The 19517-nt window shown below is 39.4% G+C and carries 16 protein-coding genes and 1 other annotated feature; of the genes, 6 read left to right on the forward strand and 10 right to left on the reverse strand.

The features are described from left to right. Window positions 1-2 precede the first annotated feature (2 nt). Genes BM000_RS10600 through BM000_RS10615 form a run of 4 tightly spaced genes read left to right on the forward strand, consistent with a single transcriptional unit; the run spans window position 3 to window position 4357 of the window. Complete coding sequence (locus BM000_RS10600) at window positions 3-1346, forward strand: YycH family regulatory protein (RefSeq protein ID WP_091497920.1); 1344 nt, start codon at window positions 3-5, stop codon at window positions 1344-1346. Then, on the forward strand, window positions 1327-2271 hold the full coding sequence (locus BM000_RS10605; protein ID WP_091497922.1) for a two-component system regulatory protein YycI: 945 nt from the start codon (window positions 1327-1329) through the stop codon (window positions 2269-2271). The genes BM000_RS10600 and BM000_RS10605 overlap by 20 nt, the downstream gene beginning before the upstream one ends. Continuing rightward, on the forward strand, window positions 2268-3065 hold the full coding sequence (locus BM000_RS10610; RefSeq protein ID WP_091497925.1) for an MBL fold metallo-hydrolase: 798 nt from the start codon (window positions 2268-2270) through the stop codon (window positions 3063-3065). Before BM000_RS10605 ends, BM000_RS10610 begins: the two co-directional genes overlap by 4 nt. 50 nt (window positions 3066-3115) lie before the next feature. Continuing rightward, window positions 3116-4357: a S1C family serine protease gene (locus BM000_RS10615; protein WP_091497927.1), complete on the forward strand. Its 1242-nt coding sequence runs from the start codon at window positions 3116-3118 to the stop codon at window positions 4355-4357. A gap of 544 nt (window positions 4358-4901) precedes the next feature. On the opposite strand, the gene mgrA is transcribed toward BM000_RS10615, so the two are convergent. The 5 genes from mgrA to BM000_RS10640 form a co-directional block, all read right to left on the reverse strand. Continuing rightward, window positions 4902-5900: an L-glyceraldehyde 3-phosphate reductase gene (mgrA, locus tag BM000_RS10620; protein ID WP_091497930.1), complete on the reverse strand. Its 999-nt coding sequence runs from the start codon at window positions 5898-5900 to the stop codon at window positions 4902-4904. A 76-nt stretch (window positions 5901-5976) separates the two neighbouring features. Continuing rightward, window positions 5977-6336, reverse strand: a complete 360-nt coding sequence (locus BM000_RS10625; RefSeq protein ID WP_091497932.1) for a Lin0512 family protein — start codon at window positions 6334-6336, stop codon at window positions 5977-5979. 181 nt (window positions 6337-6517) lie between these two features. Beyond that, window positions 6518-8320, reverse strand: a complete 1803-nt coding sequence (locus tag BM000_RS10630; protein WP_091497934.1) for an ABC transporter substrate-binding protein — start codon at window positions 8318-8320, stop codon at window positions 6518-6520. An 18-nt stretch (window positions 8321-8338) separates the two neighbouring features. After that, a complete protein-coding gene (locus BM000_RS10635) occupies window positions 8339-9832 on the reverse strand; it encodes an ABC transporter permease (protein ID WP_091497937.1) in 1494 nt (497 codons plus the stop codon). 12 nt (window positions 9833-9844) lie between these two features. Next, the gene (locus BM000_RS10640) at window positions 9845-11257 is read right to left on the reverse strand and encodes an ABC transporter permease (RefSeq protein WP_245751633.1); all 1413 of its coding nucleotides are present in this window, start codon (window positions 11255-11257) and stop codon (window positions 9845-9847) included. A gap of 123 nt (window positions 11258-11380) precedes the next feature. On the opposite strand from BM000_RS10640, the gene BM000_RS10645 reads away from it, so the two are divergent. Both BM000_RS10645 and BM000_RS10650 read left to right on the forward strand, forming a co-directional pair. Then, entirely contained in the window at window positions 11381-13090 is a 1710-nt protein-coding gene (locus tag BM000_RS10645; protein ID WP_091497940.1) for an ABC transporter ATP-binding protein, read from the forward strand. Window positions 13091-13192: 102 nt separating this feature from the next. Next, the gene (locus tag BM000_RS10650) at window positions 13193-13990 is read left to right on the forward strand and encodes a GNAT family N-acetyltransferase (protein ID WP_342708165.1); all 798 of its coding nucleotides are present in this window, start codon (window positions 13193-13195) and stop codon (window positions 13988-13990) included. A 59-nt stretch (window positions 13991-14049) separates the two neighbouring features. Here the strand turns inward: BM000_RS10650 and BM000_RS10655 are convergent, their stop codons facing one another. The 5 genes from BM000_RS10655 to BM000_RS10675 all read right to left on the reverse strand — a co-directional run bounded on the left by BM000_RS10655 (window position 14050) and on the right by BM000_RS10675 (window position 19187). Beyond that, window positions 14050-14877, reverse strand: coding sequence for an energy-coupling factor transporter transmembrane component T family protein (locus BM000_RS10655; RefSeq protein WP_091497947.1), 828 nt, complete (start codon window positions 14875-14877; stop codon window positions 14050-14052). Continuing rightward, window positions 14868-16589, reverse strand: coding sequence for an ABC transporter ATP-binding protein (locus BM000_RS10660; protein ID WP_091497949.1), 1722 nt, complete (start codon window positions 16587-16589; stop codon window positions 14868-14870). The genes BM000_RS10655 and BM000_RS10660 overlap by 10 nt, the downstream gene beginning before the upstream one ends. A gap of 24 nt (window positions 16590-16613) precedes the next feature. Then, a complete protein-coding gene (locus tag BM000_RS10665) occupies window positions 16614-17168 on the reverse strand; it encodes an ECF-type riboflavin transporter substrate-binding protein (protein WP_091497952.1) in 555 nt (184 codons plus the stop codon). A 33-nt stretch (window positions 17169-17201) separates the two neighbouring features. Next, window positions 17202-18062 carry an SAM hydrolase/SAM-dependent halogenase family protein gene (locus BM000_RS10670; protein ID WP_091497955.1) on the reverse strand — a complete coding sequence of 287 codons (861 nt, stop codon included), beginning with the start codon at window positions 18060-18062 and terminating at the stop codon, window positions 17202-17204. Between the two features lie 93 nt (window positions 18063-18155). Continuing rightward, window positions 18156-18423 (reverse strand) — a binding site (T-box leader). Between the two features lie 131 nt (window positions 18424-18554). Beyond that, entirely contained in the window at window positions 18555-19187 is a 633-nt protein-coding gene (locus BM000_RS10675; RefSeq protein ID WP_091497957.1) for a GNAT family N-acetyltransferase, read from the reverse strand. Window positions 19188-19517 lie beyond the last annotated feature (330 nt).

Consider the following 19517-nt stretch of genomic DNA (forward strand, 5'->3'; position numbering starts at 1 on the left):
GTATGAATGTCGAGCATTTTAAGTCGATACTCTTGGTGTTACTGATTGCTTCAAGCTTATTGCTGACAGTTGCCTTATGGAATCATCAGCCCAACTTTGAAGCGGTTGTTACTGATAATGACTTAATTGAAGCCCAAATTCAGGATGGTGGGCAGTTGAGTCGAAGAGATGTCATCCAGCCAATTCAAATTGTTAATTATCAAGCAGAAACTGGGGAGCTTCTTGGACTAGCTAATTTAGGGCTTCAGGAAGAGCTCCTAGAAGAAATAAAGGAATTGTCCCTATATAATTTTTCAAGTTTTTCGATGAATCAACAGCAGGAGCAAACTGAGAATCGGATTGAACTCATTTTTCCGACGACACTTCCCTATAATGCAATATATGATGTTTTTCAGTTAGACCATGATGTACCAATAGCGGAGTTAAGCTTTAATCATATTGATATTGTGGCTAGCGATGACCCATATCTGTTATTTTATAATGATCGTGATGAAGAGTCACGGGTAATAAGAGCAAATATTCAGAATGAAAATCAAGTTGACCGGATTTTTCGTTATTATAATCAACATGATGTAACTACCTTTCTAACATATGAAAGTAGTCGAGAAACAAATATTTACTTGCCCAATGAGATTGATCGTGAGGTACTTTTGTTTACGTATCGTTCACTTGAGCAGGAAACGTTTACGAACATCTTATTTAGTAAGCCGTCTATTGTTCGACGTGTCCAATCATCACAAGGTCAAGTCGATCTGTTTGATGGTACACGAGAAATGACGGTAGAAGAAGAGAAAATCGCCTTTACTAATTTGACTAATGAAGAAATTGTTAGTACTACCTTAATGGATAGCTATAACTTATTTGATCAAGTCCAAAGCTTCGTTAATGAGCACAACGGTTTTACTTATGAAGAACCATTTAGCTTCTACCTATCTAATATAACGAACAATATGCAACGAAGCGAAGTCGAATATACATTATCCTATTCAGGCGTGCCAATATTTCAAGATACTGATATTTCAACAATTAAAGTTGCCTGGCATAATCAATCAGTATATCAATACCAGCATCCGCTTGCAAAATTACTCCGACTAAGATCATCAACTGAAATGGCGGATATCCCATCAGCTGAGCAAGTTATTGAAATATTAGCAGGTGAAACGTACGAGGGGATTGCCGTTTATGATGTATTGTTAGGGTACTATGTTAACCGTCGCTCTGGTAGTGAGGGTCAAATATACGAACTGGTACCTACTTGGTATGTTAGAGGCGTGCAGGGGTGGAGCCCATTAAGCATTCCAGATAAAACGATAGGAGGCGAAGGAATTGCAATGGGGACAAATTAAGTCGCTCTTCATTATTTGCTTTCTTATCCTAAATATTTTTCTTGTTAGACAATTGTTCGATCGGCAGGAGGATGAGCTATCATTTATACCTGAACCTTCAAAGGAAGATGAGTTAGAACTTAACATTTCAGGTTTAGAAAATTTGTCTAACGAGAGTTACAGTGCTCCTTTAATTCACACAAAGAATTTTAACTTTAATGAACAAGCAGCTGAAGCATTAGCAAGCTTAACAAATCAAGAAATTGTAGTCATTAGTGGGCACTATCTTTTCTCACGCTTTGATGAGCCTATTCAATTAGAGCTGGAGGAGCAAGAGTATGATCAAGCAGTTATTGACTCGATGGTCTTTTCGGGAGATACGTATGAACTATGGGGTCAGATACCTAATGCGAACTTGCTAATCTACTTTCAGCGGATTGAGTATCCAATCTTCTTTAATCCAAATGCGCTTCTATTCGTTCAGCTAAATGATGCGGGCGAAATGGTTCAGTATGTTCAAACACGTTTAGATGAGCCTGAGGAAGCTGAAGAGAACCAAGCACTTATTCAGCAATACGATGCTGTCTATCGTCTCTATCATAATTCAAATGCGCTGGATACGAATGACGAAGTTACGGATGTTATTTTAGGCTACCACAATCTAGTATCCTTAGCCAATGATGAGCAATTATTAAACCCAACATGGAATATCCAGGTGAATGACCGGCGAAATCATTTTGTCAATGCCATTGAGGGTCATACGTATCCAAGAAATCGGGGCTTTACCAGTAATTTGCTTAATGAGGCTATTAAGCTGTTAACAGAGGCAGACGAAACGAATACGGTTGAATATAATGTTGAAGAAGATATTGACGATTTATTAAGAATAATGACGCACTCACTAACTAGCGTATATGAAAATTTAATCGAGGAGAGTTCAGAATGACGCTTAGCTTTTCCGTGCTTGCCTCTGGAAGCTCAGGTAATGCATTTTACATTGGTACAGATAAGGAGAATATACTTGTTGATGCTGGCTTGAGTGGAAAACAGCTTGATCGGCTTTTTCAACAGGTTAACGTTGATCCCAGTAAGCTATCAAGAATACTTGTTACCCATGAGCATAGTGATCACATCAAGGGTTTAGGTATTTTTGCCCGAAAGTATGATCTACCTATTTATGCAAACCAAAAGACTTGGGCTGCGATGGATGGTAGTCTAGGCAAGCTTGCACTTGATCAAAAATTTACATTTAATAGTGGACAAGTACAAACATTTGGCGATATTGATGTAGAATCGTTTGGTGTTTCCCATGATGCGGCTGAGCCGATGTTCTACACTTTCCATCACCAAGGCCAGAAGGTGGCTCTTGTCACTGATTTGGGCTATGTCTCGGAGCGAATAAAAAAAACGGTAGAAAATGCTAATGCACTTATATTTGAAGCGAACCATGATGTCTCCATGCTGCAAATGGGGCGCTACCCATGGAATGTAAAGCGACGTATTTTAGGGGACTATGGTCATGTTTCAAATGATGATTGTGCATTAGCATTAACAGATATTATTGGTAACAAAACAAAACGTATATATTTAGCTCACTTAAGCAAGGATAACAATATGAAAGAATTAGCTCGAATGTCGGTAGAGAATCACCTGTCTGAAGCTAGCTTTCCAATCAATAATGGACTAGAGATTCATGATACTGACCCTAATATCCCGACCCCTATCTATCGAGTTGTTTAAGCTTTAGTCAATTGTGGTAAACTAGTTTCAACAGTGGAAGAGGTGAAGAGATGGTTTACTTTGATGATGGAACATCGAAGCGCAGAAGAGGCCGTTATTATAAGAATCGTTCTTTTTGGTTGCTCTATTTGATTATAGGCATTGTGTTGGGTGCGTTTCTATTTGCTGTTGCTTTGCCCAAGCTAGTGGAAAACAACTGGCTTCCTTATCAAGTTTATGTAGGCATGGGTCAAGGAGGTGGTACAGCCATTAACTCTAACCATGGCCAACAAGATGCAATGCTCGATTATTTATCACCGGTTAATGTAGATATTTCTACTCAGGTTACTGATATCGTTGATCGAGTAATGCCTGCTGTTGTAGGTGTTGAAAATATCCAAACACAGCGGGCTAACTTTTGGGAACAAGCGACCTATGATGGCGGTACCGGATCTGGTGTCATTTATCGCCAGGATGATGACGTTGCCTTTATTGTGACCAACCATCATGTCATTGAAGGTGCGGATCAGATTGAAATTATTTTAGAGGATGGGACACGGTTACTAGCCGAATTGGTGGGCTCAGATTTATTTACCGACTTAGCTGTTTTAAGTGTTGATGGTTCGCAGATTGATGTTGTTATTGAAATTGGGAATTCTGATATTTCTAAAGTTGGAGAGCCAGTCATTGCCATTGGAAATCCTTTAGGACTAGATTTATCTGGATCGGTAACACAGGGAATAATTAGTGGCAAGCAGCGTTCAATTCCAATGGATTTTAGCGGTGATGGCAGAGCAGACTGGCAAGCAGACGTTATTCAGACTGATGCGGCCATTAACCCAGGTAACAGTGGTGGAGCTTTAATTAATATGTCAGGCCAGCTAATTGGAATTAATTCAATGAAGATTGCTGAATCATCAGTAGAGGGCATTGGCTTTGCTATTCCAATTGATGAAGCTATACCTGTTATTACAGAGCTTGAACAAAATGGACAAATGACACGCGCTTTTTTAGGCGTAGAGGCTTATTCCTTAATCGATGTTCCACAGGTCGAGTGGCGTAGAAGTTTAAATTTACCGAATGAGGTTGAGGGCGGCATTTACATCCAAAGTGTTGAACCATTATCGCCGGCAGACCAGGCTGATTTACAGCCATATGATGTCATTATCGAGCTTGATGGTGAACCTGTCTATACAATAGTTGATCTCAGGAAGCATCTTTATCAGGAAAAGCAGCCTGGTGAATCAATGCGTGTTACCTTTTATCGCGAAGGTGAGAGACAACAGGTCACAATAGAGTTATCCACACAATGAAAAATTAAAAAGTATTTTAACCGTTGATTTTAAATGGTTTGAATGCTTTTTTTGTGTATATAACAAAAGTTATTCACACGCTGTGGATAAAGTTGTGAGTAACTTTCTATATCTAGTAGAGAACGCATATTCTTATACAAAATATAAATATGTAAACATAAAATCTGTGGAAAAACTGTGGCTATCCTGTTAAATAGTCGTTAATAAATGAGAATTATCATAATTGTGGATAGTAATGTGGATAAATAGTATATTTTTTATTATAATCACGAATGGATAAATCCAAGTTTGCTACACGTGTGATTTTCTCGGATTAAATGGTATTACTCAGTTCAATTAAACATGGTAACAGACGATTGGTTACTAATGTGTAGTAGTAATCGTTACGTCATGAAGCATAGTAATTTTTTAATTAAAGTGTCGCAAGTCTTTTAACTAACTAATTGTCCTTGCAAAAAACAAACGATCCATTTATGTGAAAATAAATGGATCGTTTACATTACAGTATATTTCCGTTAAAATTGTCTAGCTCTCTAAAAGAAGCTTAATTGTCACTTAAAACTTTTTCGATCTGATCCAATTCCGATTGCGTGAATTCAAGTTTCTTTACAGCATTCACGTTATCTTCAATTTGACTAACACGACTAGCTCCAATCAAGGCCGAAGCAACGACCTGCTTGCGCAGTACCCATGCAAGAGCAAGCTGTGCTAGAGACTGCCCGCGTTCTTGTGCTAATTTGTTCAATTTAACCACTTTCTCTAAACGGTCTTCAGAAATGTCTTTTTTATTTAAAAATGGGATATGTGCTTTAGCAGCGCGTGAATCCTCTGGAATCCCTTTTAAATATTTATTTGTTAACAAACCTTGAGCCAATGGAATAAATGCAATTGCTCCAGCCTGTGCATCCTCAAGCACTTTAATCAACCCATCTTCAATCCAGCGATTAAACATGGAATAAGATGCTTGGTGGATAACAAATGGTGTTTTCTGTTCTGTTAAAATGGCAATGGCCTTTTTGGATTGCTCAGCATCATAATTAGAAATACCAACATAAAGAGCTTTACCCTGTTTAACCATTAAATCTAATGTAGCCATTGTCTCCTCTAACGGTGTCTCAGGATCAGGACGATGATGATAGAATATATCAACATAATCGAGTCCCATTCGTTTTAAGCTTTGATCTAAGCTTGATACTAAATACTTTTTTGATCCCCAATCGCCATAAGGGCCTTCCCACATATGAAATCCTGCTTTTGTTGAAATTATTAATTCATCTCGATAGCTTTGGAAGTCTTTCTTTAGAATATAACCAAAGTTCTCTTCAGCTGCCCCTGCCGGTGGACCGTAATTATTAGCAAGGTCAAAGTGAGTAATGCCAAGGTCAAAGGCGCGTTGAAGCATCGCCCGTTGATTATCAAGAGAATCTGTCTCACCAAAATTATTCCATAGACCAAGCGAGATAGCAGGTAGCTTAAGTCCTGATGCTCCTACTCTGTTATAGAGCATTTGCTCATAACGATCTTGTGCGGCTACGTATACCATAATAAATATCCTCCTATAAAACCCATAATTGTTAGCGCTTTAAAACCCGTGGTTGCGAAAATTAGTTGTTAGCAGCTTAGTAGCCAACTTGAACAGCAGCATTAACAATATACATAAGATCATTCTTATCTGCTTGCTCAGGTAGAACAATACCACTTGTCGTAGCTAATCCGCCCGTTACCACGTCAATACTTACTTCACCATAGGGAATTTCGGCTTTTACTCGCTCAATATCAAGGTTAGCTTGATCAGCTGGAATAGCTAAAACAATGTTAACCTTCATATTATGTAATGATTCTTCGGGCAAGTAATCTTTAATGCCTGGCATGGAATTAGAGTGAATGGCATTTGCAACTGCTCGTATCGAAGCCTTTGTTACATCTTGACCATGTGTGTCAATGCCAACACCAGTTTCAATAAAAATAATCTTCTCCATGCTTGTCCACCTTCCTTTCTACAAAAAGATTTCCTGGGAAATAACGAATAACTTTCTAATCGAGCTGTCCTAATTATAGCACCTTACTAAAAAGTTCCCTAACAATAAGGGTCTGCTAACTTAGTATCAAAAAAAACTACCACAAACTAATATGTTGTGGTAGTTATATTTTTTTATTTAATTATTCAGCAGCTTCACGCAATAATTCTTGAACCCGCTCTGAATCTGCTTCAAGGGTTAGACCGGTATTAACTAATGGACTAACTGTTGATACTGCAGGCATTTTATTACCTTGATAGAAGGAGATAAATTCATCTTGATTAATTGAGTGAAGTATAGCTTGACGTAAAGCAACATTAGTTGAGACTTCACGACCTTCCATATTAAAAGCAAGGTAAGTTACGCCATTACTTTCGTTTTGTTGAAGTGTAAGACTTTCATCCTCTATTACTGTATCATAACGATTCTCAGCTACGCCATTTAAAATATGAATTTCATTGTTGCGAAGTGCAGATAGTGCACTTTCTGGTTCTTGAATAAATTTGACGATTACCTCGTTAATATTCGGTTCACCGTCAGTTCCAGCTCGGTAGCCTGGGTTCTTGACAAAGTGTGCTTCGTAATCATTTTTTGAAACAAGGATGTAGGGACCACTTGCGTATAGCGTGTTATCAAAGCCGCTATCTTCTGTCACTGTCCGCTGATCGCCATAGGCAATATCTTCATCAACATTATAGTCTTCTACATCAAAGGTATTAACGCTCTCTACCTGTTGCTGAGAGACAATCCCAGCAGATTGGTGAGCTAAATAATTTAATACCTGTGGAAATGGATTGACGGTTGTTATTTTAACAGCTTGATAAATACCATTAGCGTTATTAGCGTCATCCTTACTTGTAGTAAGCTCAGTAATATCTTGGTCGAGCCCTACTTCTAATGCTTCTTTAACAGAATCCCCGTTAATGGTGACTGCATCCTCTAGCTCACTTAAATCACTAACAATCTCAATATTATCCATACTTTCGTGTAAGCTGTATGTTCGATGATCTGGCACAGAATTACGGTCTTTGGCCCGATTCAATGAGAATTGAACGTCTTCAGCTCCAACTCTGTCTTCAGTATTTACAACACCATCTTCTTCGATAGCAGCAAAGTAAATATCATCTCTTAACAAGAAATAATAGTCTTGATTTCCTTCAGCAATAACATGATTTAAGGATAACGATCCGTCAGAAACAACTTGGTCATCATCAGTTAGATTAACAAGACGTACGTAAATGTTTGTATTAAGTGTATTAATCGATCCGTCATTACCTTTAATCGGATCTAATGAAGTAAGTGAACCAATTGCTTGATGCACCAGTAGTGGCTGACTGTCGCGTAATGAAGCATCATTAAAATCAACTGCTTCCCAAACAGCAGCGCGCGATTTAGGTAAGCGAACGGTCTCTTCATTTATAATAGTGTCGTTAACACCCTGTGCCTTGTATGAGATGTATAGTGGTGCAATATAAGCCTGATCAAATACGATATGCTGTTCTAAGTCCTTATAGGTTTCTTGGTATTCTTCTGCTAATTGGGTACTGGCCAGATTGACAAGCTCATCAGCCTGTTGATCAGCAAATAGGCTATTATCACCGTCAGAGGTGAATAAAGAGCGCACAGCGTAATCTGGATTGCCGGTAACGGTCGTCCAGCTACTTAATGCTAAATCGTAATTACCTGCATCGCGTTGGGTGGTAAAGCTACCATAATCAGGCTGGATATTTAATTCAACCTCAAACCCATTATTGGTAAGTTGATCACGGAGAATATTTAAGTCATCTTCACCAGTGCTCGTTCCTAAAATCTCAATGGTTGGTCGTTCAATATTTGTCTCATCAGGTGTTTGCTCAGGCTCGTCACCTTGTACATCAGATTCAGTATTAACACAGCCTAACAGTAGCACCATTACGACAAAAAATAGCAAGCTTAATTTTTTCATTTCTTTTCCCCCTGTTGATTAATTTATTTTAGGATCTAATGCATCACGCAGTCCGTCACCTAAGAAGTTGAAAGATAGAACAAGTAGAATAATGGCGAGACCAGGGAATATTGCTAAATACGGCTCTGTTTCTAAATACTGACTACCTATCCGTAAAACATTTCCCCACTCTGGAACATGTGGTTCTACTCCCAACCCCAAAAAGCTAAGACTACTTGTTGCAATGACCGCGGTCCCAATCGTTAAAGTTGCACGAACAATCATTGGTGCAAAGCCATTAGGAATGGCATGCTTAAACAGGATTTTCCATTCGGATTCGCCCAATGCACGGGCGGCTTCAATAAAATCTAAATGAGCAATCATTAAGATATTCGCTCGCATTGTTCGTGCGTACATCGGAATAGATCCAACACTAAGTGCAATAATTAAATTCAAGGTACTGGAGCCGAATGCAGCAATAATAGCAATGGCTAATAAAATGCCAGGAATGGCATAGAGAACATCTAAAACACGCATAATTGCTTGATCTAATGAGCGGTGAAAAAAACCAGAAATTGCACCTAGAAAGCCGCCAATAATCATTGGAATGAGCGTTGTTAACATGCCAATGATAAGTGATATTCGTGCACCGAAGACAATGCGTGAGAAGACATCTCGACCAAAATTATCAGTCCCAAATGGATAGACAAGGCTTGGCTCCGTTAGTAAGACTGTGTAATCATTTGCTACGGCAAAGCGGGTCACAAATGTTGTAAAGCTGGTTATTGACAGTGAAAAGGTGAAAATGACAAATAACAAACCAATCATTGCAGTAAAGCGTTTTGTAAGCTTGATCCAAAACAGTTGCCAACGCTCGCTATTGGCAGGATCCCTCTTACCTTGCTTCAACAATAAGCTATAACCAAGTATAAAACGAAAGACATTGCCAGTCAGACTGGTAACCATAAATAAGTAAGGCAGTAGGCGAACCAATCTCGTAGACTTTCTAGAAACTGATTTACTACGAGCAAGCCAAATTAAAACTATTACATCAAGCAAGAGCAAAACTGCTAAACTAAATACCACTGGAATAAAGTAATTCGTCACATACGGTTTAAATAAGTTAAAGGAGGTAACAGCAATAATAAGAAAGTCTGCTAGAAACATATAGTAAGCAAAGGTATACTCAATCTCGCCATCGTCCTGTAAAGCTCGAAATGCGTAAGTGGCGGTAAAGACATTGCCAACAAGCAAGGAGCCCAGTTGAAAAGCTGTTAGTAGTCTTGTCTTTCGTTGAATATTCCCATACTTGAGAATATCTCTTCTCGTTCTCAGGTTAAGCACCAGTTGGAAAATTGTTACGAATAAGTATGCCACAGCAATTAGAAACAGGCTAAGTTGCCATGTCTGGGTAGTGAATTGATAGCTGTTAACTAATAGAATAGTAGCTAGTAAAAGCGAGACCACAAAGGAAAAGTGCCCATGCTTGTATAAATCGGATTGCTTTAGTTTTTTTTTATATAGCTGATTCAAGCTGCTCCCCCCTTAATTGTTCTTCAACTGAGCTCGAATACGTGGATTTAGAATTGCATAAAGCAAATCAACAATTAAATTAACAACAGAGATAGCAATAGCGATATAAACCACGCCAGCAAGAATGGCCGGAATATCAGGAATAAATTGTTTATCAACAATATAACTACCTAACCCTCTAATATTAAATACCTTCTCAGTAACTGCCGCTCCACCAAGCATGACACCGAATTGCAGACCAATAACGGTTAAAATTGGAATCCAAGCATTGCGAAGGGCATGACCGAGAAATGCTTCACGACCAGACAAGCCCTTAGCTTTAGCTGTGACCATATAATCTTCATGCATGACCTCAAGGATAGATGATCGTGTCATGCGGGTAATGGCAGCTGCTAGACCAGTTCCTAATACTAAGATCGGCATAATTAGCGAAAATAGATTATTCGGTGAGTAGCTAGATGGGAGCCAATTTGCCCGAATTGAAAACGTTAGAATAAAGATAAGACCTTGCCAAAAGCTAGGGATTGATAGACCAATTAAAGCTAAAAACATAAAACTGTAATCCCAAAAAGAATTTAGTTTAGCAGCAGAAACCATTCCAATAGGCACGGCAACGCACACAGCTAGGAAAAGCGATGTAATAGCCAGAATTAACGTCACCGGAAAGCGATTTGCAATACTTGTCAAAATGACTTCATTACCAGTAAAGGAATGACCAAGGTCAAAGCGTAAAAAGCCAGAGATAGCGCGCCAAAGTTGGACAAAATAAGGCTGATCTAAACCATATTGCTTATTAAAGGCAAGCCGTTGATCAAGTGTTGCAGATTCCCCTAAAATGTTGGCCGCTGAATCGGATGGTGAAATATACAGAATGGTAAACACAATAACAATAACTGAAACGATCACAAACAGCGTCATAATAAATCGTTCAAAAACAAATCGGACAAACGCATTTTGGTAAATGAAATATAAACTATAAATCAAGAAGCCTAAGACAAAGCTTAATATGACAAAATTTCGATTTGCTAATAACTGTTCAAAAAAAGTAGTAAAGGACATGAATTGAACTTTCTGCTTGCTAAGCTCTGCTTCAGCTAGCTTTCTAATTTGTTGATTAGCTTGTGCTCTGGCAAACGCATCTTGTTTTGTTTGCTCAACACGTCGATTAAAATAATGTTGCTTATGTTTATATTGCTGAGCATACTTTGTCAGCAGCTGTTCATATTGTTTACTATGGTGGAGCTGGGCTACTTTGTCTTGAAGTTGGGCTGAATAGCTGATCTTTTTTCTCATATAGAGAAAATAACTATATCCAATTAAGAAAATAGGCAAGCCCAATAGGCATTGGAGCCAGTTTAATAAGGGATGCTGATTAACAATTCGATAGCCTTTAATTAATTTGTTTTGGTTTAAATTTTCGAGCACTTAGAGAAAAAACCTCCTTTAAACTTGATAATTCCGAGTGGTTTAGTATAGAATAACGTTAACAAGATTATAGTGACATTCTATGAATATGTCAAACTAAAAATTCTGAGATGGAGAATGGTTATGCAGGATATTTTAACAGTAGAAAATTTATCAGTTTCCTTTAACAATGCTCAGCAGCAGGTTCAGGCTGTGAAGCAGGTTTCTTTATCGATTGCCAAGGGTGAGACATTAGGTATTGTAGGTGAGTCAGGCTCAGGAAAAAGTGTGACAGCTAGGGCAATTATGCAACTGCTACCCGAGCATAGTGTCGATATTTCCGCAGATCGGATTGACTTTCAAACTCAGAAATTAACACAATTTAACGATAAGGAGATGCAGACAATTAGAGGTCAGGAAATAAGTATGATTTTTCAGGACCCGATGAGCTCCTTTAACCCAACCATAAAGATAGGTAAGCAAATTGATGAAATGAGTACCAAGCATCGAAAGCTTTCTGGACGGCAGGCAAAACAAGAAACATTAACGATGTTAGAGCTTGTTGGTATTCCTGCTCCTGAAGAACGTTATCACCAATATCCTCATGAATTTTCAGGGGGAATGCTTCAGCGTGCGATGATTGCGATGGCGTTAGTTTGTCGACCAAAGCTCCTCATTGCTGATGAGCCAACCACTGCTTTAGATGTGCGAATTCAAGCCCAGATCTTGCAGCTAATGAAGCATTTACAAGCGAAATTTGGGATGAGCATCTTGTTAATCACCCATGATTTTGGTGTCGTAGCTGGTATGTGTGATCGTGTTGTTGTAATGAAAGATGGTGAGCTTGTTGAAGAAAATGATACGGCATCCATCTTTAAGTATCCAGCCCATCCCTATACTAAACGGTTAATTCAAGCATTGCCACGAATTGATCAGCCTAAAAAGCTTCGAGAACGGAACGGCATAAATAAAGAAACATCATTAGTCACGGTCCAACAGCTGCAAAAAATCTACCAAATGAAGCTAGGGGGAGAAGTGAGAGCAGTTGATCAGATAGACTTTCATATTAAACAGGGTGAAACGTTGGGACTAGTAGGGGAATCAGGTTCTGGTAAATCAACAACGGGTCGGCTTGTGCTCCAGCTCCAACGGGCCTCAGGCGGAGAGGTTGTTTTTCAAGGTATGGGCATTCATCAGTTTAATCGCAAAGAGCTTAAGCAGTTAAGGCGTGATGTGCAAATTATCTTTCAAGATCCACAGTCTTCATTAAATCCACGTATGAAAGTGCTTGACATCATTGCGCAGCCATTGGATATTCATCAGCTTGTTGGTAGTAAAAAAGAGCGACGCGAACGTGTTGAAGAACTATTGGCGTTAGTTGGTTTAGAAAAGGAGCATGCAAATCGCTACCCACATGAATTCTCAGGTGGACAACAGCAACGGATTGGTATTGCCAGAGCACTCGCAGTAAATCCTAAATTTATCGTCTGTGATGAGCCTTTATCAGCGCTGGATGTTTCCATTCAAGCACAAATTGTTGAGCTATTAAGAAGGCTACAGGATGAACTCGGTCTAACCTACCTCTTTATTGCCCATGACCTTGCTATGGTTAAACATATCTGTGATCGTGTTGCCGTTATGTATCAAGGGAGAATTATCGAGGTTGCCGAAAGTGAAGAGCTTTACCAACATCCGATTCATCCCTATACCAAAGCATTATTAGAGGCAGTGCCGGTACCAGATCCAGCCATTGAAGCTGAGAAAATTCGTAATCACAATATAACACTCCAAAGCTATGAATTTACCAAGAATAGACTTGAAGAACAAAGACCTGATCATTGGGTCTTACAATGAGGCACCCTTATTAGGGTGTCCTTTATCTTTTATTGTAAGTAAATCTGTTCAGCAGCCGACCAACATGTTATGATGATTGCTAATCAATAGAAGAGGGGTGACATGTCAATGATTCGTAAGCTACTAGAAGCCGATGACCAGGCAGTGAAAGCACTTATCATGCAGCAGCCAGCAGAGAATCTTTTTATCATTGGCGATTTAGAGGCATTTGGCTATGAGCAGGACTTTCAGGAGATCTGGGGCGATTTTGATCACAATAGTCAATTAAAGGCTGTGCTATTAAGATACGAGGAGAACTTTATTCCCTTTAGTTTAACCAAAGATTTTAATGCAGCAGGCTTTGCAGAGATTATTAATCATTTTGATGGAAAATATATTTTATCAGGACTTAAGCCGTTAACAGCTATGATAGCGCCACTTCTTGCCGATAAAAGGAAGAAGCCAAGGGAATTATACTATGCAAAATGTACAACAGTTGATCAATTGCCTACACTTGATTTAACAAACGTTAAGGAACTTCAATTAGCTGATTTGGATAAATGGATTCAATTTATTAATGGGGTACCAGAATTTAGTCATTCCACTGTTAATCGAGAAACAAAGCAACGTGATATGGAACGGGGTGTCGGTCGCAGTTATATGATTAAGTCAGATGATGGCATGGTCATTTCTAGCGCATCAACGGCAGCTGAAAACAGTCAGTCAGCGATGATTGTAGCGGTTGCGACCGCTTCTGCTTATATGGGCAAAGGCTTGGCAACACAGTGCTTAAGCAGGCTCATCGCTGATCTTCATCATGAGGGTAAAGAGCTTTGTCTCTTTTATGATAATCCAGCAGCCGGAAAGATCTATAAGAAGCTAGGTTTCAAGGATATTGGTCTTTGGACGTTATATTACTAATAAAAAAAGCGGTATTCGTTGGCAAAAAGTAATGACTTCGAATTCGCTTTTTTTTTAGGTTAAAAAGGATTATAAAATCTTGATCCATCATAGAAAGTAATAATCATAGCAAGGGCGAAAAGCAGCAGACTTACTATTAAAACAGTCCAGTCTAATTGCATAAGCGGCTTTGCACTGTACCACGTTCTGCTTTTATGTTTACCAAAGCTGCGTAGTTCCATCGCATTACTGACCACATCAATTCGCTCAAGGCTGGAAAAGATAAGGGGAATTATAATTGAACTGGCATGCTTAAGCCGTTTACCTAGCTTTTCTGCTGGCGAAATATTAACACCACGCGCTTGTTGTACTTTACTAATCATGTGAAAATCGCGTTGAATATCAGGGATATAGCGAAGCGCCAACGATACAGCAAAAGCAATTTTATAATGAACACCAACCCGGTTTAACGATGCAGCAAACTCACTTGGATGTGTTGTGACGATAAATAATAACGCAGCTGGGGTGACGACGATATATTTCAAGATAATATTAAGCTGATAGAATAGCTGCTCAAGTGTAACCGTGTAGCGGCCGTTCAGTTCAAAGAGGAGATGCCGTGTGCCATAAATGCGGACACCTTCTTCTGGGGCAAACAAGTAAATGGCCAATGTATTCAGCGCTAAAAAGCCCATGATAAAGAGAACAACAAATTTAATCTCGGCAAAACGAATTTTTGATAGCTTAAAAATAAAAATACTTACGACAAATAAAGCGATTAAAATACGCGTGTCGTAGCTTAGCATAGCGATGGAGGACCAAATGAGAAAAACGACAAGTTTAGTAAAGCCTGATAATCGATGAATGACCGAGTTTTGTTCAATATACCCTAACATCGTTACTGCCACGTTCTCCTCACCTCTCGATCATGGGTAATAAAATTCTTGATAAAATGAGCGGGAGCTTCTATCCCTGCTTTAATAGCCAAATCAAAGAGTGAAGTGCGGCGAAGTTGAGCGCGCTCAATGATGGTGTCATTTGTTAAAACGTCAACAGGCGATTGATCAGCAATTAATTGCCCATCTGTCAGCACCAATGAGCGTGTCGTGTATTCTAGCATCACATGCATATCATGGGTGATCAGAATAATGGTAATCCCTTGTTCATTTAAGGTACAAAGAAAATCCATTATTTCTGTATAATGACGCAGATCCTGTCCTGCGGTGGGTTCGTCAAGAATGAGTAGCCTTGGGTTTAATACCAGAATGGCTGCAATGGATACGCGTTTTTTCTGTCCATAGCTTAGCGCTGAGATGGGCCAATTACGAAACGGATATAAGCCACAAATATGTAAGACGTCCTCTACGCGCGTGCGAATTTCCTGCTCCGATACTTGACGCAGCACAAGCCCCAAAGCAATTTCGTCATATATTTTATGCTTTGAGAACATTTGATTTGGGTTTTGCAGGACAAAGCCAACGTGATTAGCCCGCTCAGAAATAGACTGATTATCAAAGCGTGTCCCGTTAAAAAGAATTTCACCGTGGTCAATTGGCTCAAATCCACAAATCGCCTTAGCTAAGGTTGATTTTCCAGCACCATTTCTCCCCACTAAGCTAATCAACTCGCCTTGATAAATGCTAAAGCTTACTTGGCTGAAGATTTGTTTTTCCTGATAATAAAAAGAGACATCACGCAATTCAAGTAAAGGATTACGTGGCTCTACTATGGTTACAGGCTCTACAGAACTATGGCTGCTCCAATACTGTAGATTACGTTTGTCTTGCTCGGACAAGACAAGGTGTTCAATCTGCTCAGGCTGTTGGTTTGCTTCAATGTTACTACCGGCATATTTTAATGCTTTAGTGTAGAGTGGCTCTCGGATATAAATTTGTTCCAGCTTGTTAGAAGCTAATAGCTGGTTAGGGGTTGAATCACTAATTATCTCCCCCTCATTCATGACAATAATGCGATCAAATTGGAGCTGAAGCGCATCCTCCAAACGATGCTCAATTACAATCATCGTTTTATTTGTCTGGCTATGAATGTCAGCAATTAGTTGCATGGCATAGTGTCCCGTTGCGGGGTCTAAGCTTGCCAGTGGCTCATCAAACAATAACAAATCAACCTCTTCGGCAACCATCACGCCACCTATGGAAACGCGCTGCTTTTGGCCACCCGATAATGCATGAATAGCTGAGTCTTGGTAGGGCTCCATCTCTACTAACTTAGCAATCTCAGCAACCCTTAGCTCCATCTTTTCTTGATTAACATTCTCATTTTCAAGGGCAAAGGCTATGTCCTCAGCAACAGAAAGACCAATAAATTGACCATCCGTATCTTGAAGCACTGTTCCTACCATTTTTGACAACGAAAAGAGATCAAGCTGATCAGTTTGCTGGCCATTAATGTGAAGTGTGCCAGTTATCTCACCCGTATACGAAAAAGGAATTAGCCCATTTAAGCAATGGGCTAATGTGCTTTTGCCAGAACCAGATGGTCCAAGAATTAATACTTTCTCACCTTTCGCAATGGTAAGGTTAATATTAGTTAAGGTCGGCTCAACCTGACTGTAATATTTAAAGGAAAAATGATTAAATGCAATAATCGGTGTCGTCATATTAAACCCCCCTCTCTCGAACGGTTAGCCTTCCTTCGTTAAGCTACTGCTCCGGCTTTGTGTTTTGGCATAGGCGGCAAGTAAGAGTGTACCGATAACCCCGGCTGAGACAATATTGGCTAGCCCAGCAACCAGACCTTGGGTAAAGACCTTATTGACAGGCTCTGCATAGATGACAATATCTAAAACAGGTGCTAGTAAAAACCAACCAATTGCTTGAACCAGCAGTTGGACAGCGTTAAATTGAATAATTTGCTTCTTACCAAAGGCACCTTCCTCTAGCTTAATACGGTGGGAGAAGAGCCCGATGAAGAAACCGACAAATAATGAAACCAATACCCAGCTCCACCAAATGGATCCCCAGAGCAAACTATCCTTTAGTGCATGCCCAATTAACCCAACCAAGCCACCAGCAATCGGTCCAAACAATACGGCAATAAAAGTTAGAAAGGCAGTCGCTGTTTCAATGTTTGTATTTGGAATGCCTGTTGGAATGGTAAGAAATCGCCCTAAAATAACATAGACTGCAGACCCAATTCCAATCGCTACAATTGTTTTAATCGATAAATGTTTATTCATGTTAACCACTCCCTGTTTTAAATTAGCTAGCTTTTAACCATAAACAATTTTTGCCGCTTTACGCAAATTAATTTTCCACTGAGCACCAGTCTTTACGTGATAAGCGTCAGCGAATGACCCCTGATTTAATGCAACGCCAATCTTTTCAAGTGAGTTAATGTAAAGTAATGGCTCTCCTACCTGTGTATCTGCAAAGGACTTGCCAAATGACATCACGTTCTTATAAACCTGACGTTGGCCGTCAAAAATAGTCACTTCTAAAGTATCGCCATAGTTAATCCCCTCCTTAAAAAAAAGTTCCTTATTAACACTGGTCCACAGGTTGCCAAAGCGAACGTCAAGAATATCAACCGTACCAGTCACTAAGCCTTGCTCAACGCCTGCGATCGGTGTGTGAAAGGTAATGAGTTGATCGACAGGTAAGGCTGGCCCAACTTGCGCAAACGTTATCTCACCAGCAGCTAAGCGAGCTGCTGTATAGGCATAGACATCTCGACCGTGAAAGGTATACGATTCATAGGAGCGTGCAAGACGATTAACCTTCTCATCAATAACCCGGGCTTCAGCTATGCCGACCGATTGTGCTAGGTGAGTAACAGTGCCATTGTCTGGTGTAACAATATAATGGCCTTCATTCGTTTTAACGACAACGCTCAGTCGATCAGAGCCTACCCCTGGATCAACGACCGATACAAATACGGTTCCTTCTGGCCAATACGAAGTTGTTTGATATAAGCGATATGATGCTTCCCATATGTTGTAAGGGGGAATATCGTGAGTTAGGTCAGATAATTGCAAATCAAGGCTAACCGATTTTGCCACACCATACATCGCACTAACTGCTCCATCGCTTAGTCCGAAATCAGATTGAAAAACTAATAATTTGTTGCTCATGTTGTTTCCTCCTTAGTCGTATTGCTTTAAAGTACGAGCAAGCAGGGAGGTTTTTGACCATAATAAAAACGCCCCCACTGCTCTTTGTAGAACAATAAGGGCGTTGAGACAACAAACGCGGTACCACCTTAATTTTACTGTATGCTCACACATACAGCCTCATGAAGTACTCAGCTAGATAGCTTTCATACTCTGGTATTTGTAACGAGTACCAAATCTCGTCGTTTCCTACTAGTGATACTCACGTTCAGAACGCAGCTCAAAGGCCATTTTCAGCATTTGCATTGATGCTTCTTTTCAGCTACCGAAGCTCTCTTGTGAAAAATGCATAATCCTTACTTTCCCTCATCATTGCTTTTTTAAAAAATCAATATTTTTAGAAAATTCTTATTATAGGCATTATAAGTGAGATTGTTTCCTTTGACAAGTCTTTTTTTAAAAAAAAAGAAGTGAAGTGAAATGAGGGGATATGGAATAGAGTGTTTGCTAGCACTATAACAAGTGATGATAATCGTTTTTGTAAGGCTCACGAAGCATTGTCCAGATGGTGAGATCCGTTCCTTCGACCATTTTTTTACTCATGATCTTAAAGCCAAAATGCTGATACATAGCCGCATTATTTTCGGTTTCTGTTTCTAGATAAACAGGCAAGTTTTCTTGCTCACTTTGCTCAATTAACGTTGTTAAGAGCTTTTTTCCATGTCCTCTTTCTTGAAACTGAGGGTCAACACCAATAACGGCTAGGTAATAAAAGTCTTGTTGTCCCATTATTTGTTTGCGTTCTTGGCTGAGGTGATTAACAAATGGCATAATCTTCTTATATGTATCAGCTCCCATCTTCAAAGCAGGTCGAATCGCACCACTTCGAAGCATACGTCCAAAAGACATATCGGCAAGCTTGCCTGGGATAACGGCCATAATACCTTGTAAATTTTCGCTTGGCGCATAGACCTTTCCATATTTGAGTGCAAAAGTCATCGGTACAGTAAAAAAAGCGCGATACTTTTGCTCATAATTAGCGCCCCCTGCAAACACTTGTTTTAATGGGTCATTCATAAAAGCTTGAAGTAAGATATCTGCCGCTAGAGACAAATCACGTTTTTTTAATTGATATAATGTCTGCATCTATTTCTTCACTCCTTGTTGTTCCAGTTAATTTTCACTCTCATTATACAACGTATTCTATAAGATTTGTCTAATTCTTAGCTGACGATTCAGCAAGTCATACTTGGCCAGTCGTTGTTCAATTGTATGGGCGTTGGAGGTGCAACGATAATAATGTCTGCGGTTTTTAGTGCGAAATAAATTCTTAATAGCTGTTTTCATGTCATTCATCCTTTTTGTTCTTGATACTATAATGATAGCCGTTAACAAGCTTTAATAAAACGGACTGAGATCGTATTTTAACTAAGTTATTTGTAGGATAAGAATCTCAACCCTAAGGTGGAGGCTGAT

Origin of the sequence: Amphibacillus marinus (assembly GCF_900110345.1) — a bacterium.
Classification (GTDB): Bacteria; Bacillota; Bacilli; order Bacillales; family Amphibacillaceae; genus Amphibacillus_D; species Amphibacillus_D marinus.

What these genes read in the sequence shown, in the direction of transcription:
- BM000_RS10600 (WP_091497920.1), top strand. Translation starts at nt 3, where the DNA reads ATGAATGTCGAGCATTTTAAGTCGATACTCTTGGTGTTACTGATTGCT.
- BM000_RS10610 (WP_091497925.1), top strand. Translation starts at nt 2,268, where the DNA reads ATGACGCTTAGCTTTTCCGTGCTTGCCTCTGGAAGCTCAGGTAATGCA.
- BM000_RS10615 (WP_091497927.1), top strand. Translation starts at nt 3,116, where the DNA reads ATGGTTTACTTTGATGATGGAACATCGAAGCGCAGAAGAGGCCGTTAT.
- mgrA (WP_091497930.1), bottom strand. Translation starts at nt 5,900, where the DNA reads ATGGTATACGTAGCCGCACAAGATCGTTATGAGCAAATGCTCTATAAC.
- BM000_RS10625 (WP_091497932.1), bottom strand. Translation starts at nt 6,336, where the DNA reads ATGGAGAAGATTATTTTTATTGAAACTGGTGTTGGCATTGACACACAT.
- BM000_RS10630 (WP_091497934.1), bottom strand. Translation starts at nt 8,320, where the DNA reads ATGAAAAAATTAAGCTTGCTATTTTTTGTCGTAATGGTGCTACTGTTA.
- BM000_RS10645 (WP_091497940.1), top strand. Translation starts at nt 11,381, where the DNA reads ATGCAGGATATTTTAACAGTAGAAAATTTATCAGTTTCCTTTAACAAT.
- BM000_RS10650 (WP_342708165.1), top strand. Translation starts at nt 13,193, where the DNA reads ATGTCAATGATTCGTAAGCTACTAGAAGCCGATGACCAGGCAGTGAAA.
- BM000_RS10660 (WP_091497949.1), bottom strand. Translation starts at nt 16,589, where the DNA reads ATGACGACACCGATTATTGCATTTAATCATTTTTCCTTTAAATATTAC.
- BM000_RS10665 (WP_091497952.1), bottom strand. Translation starts at nt 17,168, where the DNA reads ATGAATAAACATTTATCGATTAAAACAATTGTAGCGATTGGAATTGGG.
- BM000_RS10670 (WP_091497955.1), bottom strand. Translation starts at nt 18,062, where the DNA reads ATGAGCAACAAATTATTAGTTTTTCAATCTGATTTCGGACTAAGCGAT.
- BM000_RS10675 (WP_091497957.1), bottom strand. Translation starts at nt 19,187, where the DNA reads ATGCAGACATTATATCAATTAAAAAAACGTGATTTGTCTCTAGCGGCA.